This is a genomic window from Bacillus cereus group sp. BfR-BA-01355 (genome assembly GCF_022663675.1).
Taxonomy (GTDB): domain Bacteria; phylum Bacillota; class Bacilli; order Bacillales; family Bacillaceae_G; genus Bacillus_A; species Bacillus_A thuringiensis_S.
The window spans coordinates 1-793 of the sequence record NZ_JAKUFY010000275.1; the positions used below are offsets into that span (position 1 = coordinate 1).

A 793-nucleotide genomic window follows, 5' to 3' on the forward strand; every position below is an offset into this window, starting at 1 on the left:
TATTTATCGTAACATTATTAGCTAAAGCTATTTCATTCAGCTTTTGACTAAACTCTTTTTCTAAACTAATTTTTATACGATCCATTTGTGCATCGGTAGATTCTGATCTTTTCGTTGCCTTTATTTCTGCTGGTTCTTCATATTCTAATAAAAGCTCTTTCCAATATTCCAAACCTTCTTCTTTATCCTGACTCTCTAACCATTTTACATATTCGTTATAACCAGCGGTTTTCTCTTTTTCTTTCTCAATAATATTTTCTATTTCCACCATACTCATACCATTTTTCAACTGTTCATAGTACTTTAAAAAATCACCAAGTACCAATGATAGACACCAACCGTCCATTATAATGTGGTGGAAACTCCATATCAGAATATGCTTCTTATAAGTCAACTGTATATACTTTACTCTCAAAAGTGAATCTTCTCCCAAATCAAATCCACGCTTTACATCCTGACTTATTATTTCTGATACCTTTATTTCTTGTTTGACTTCGTTTAACTCAGTCAAATTAATTTTTTCATATTCAACTTCTTTGTTTTTCAAGACAATCTGTCTTGGCTTCGATATGTCTTGGCGAACTATCGCTGAACGCAATACATCATGCCTGCTTGCCAATAACATAAGTGCTTGTCCTATTTTTTCACGATCAACTTCGCCTTTCAAATTATATACACTCTGTACTACGTAACTAGTTGATTCTGTATCCATTACGTTATGATATAACATCCCTTCCTGTAATGGTGTAAGAGAGTATATATCTTCTATACCAGAAAAATGCGTCTTTAATAT

1 protein-coding gene is annotated in these 793 nt (G+C 32.4%); it reads right to left on the reverse strand.

The window, feature by feature from the left end:
* A partial coding sequence (locus tag MR167_RS31555; RefSeq protein WP_242316239.1) for a condensation domain-containing protein occupies positions 1-793 on the reverse strand: 793 nt, incomplete at both ends.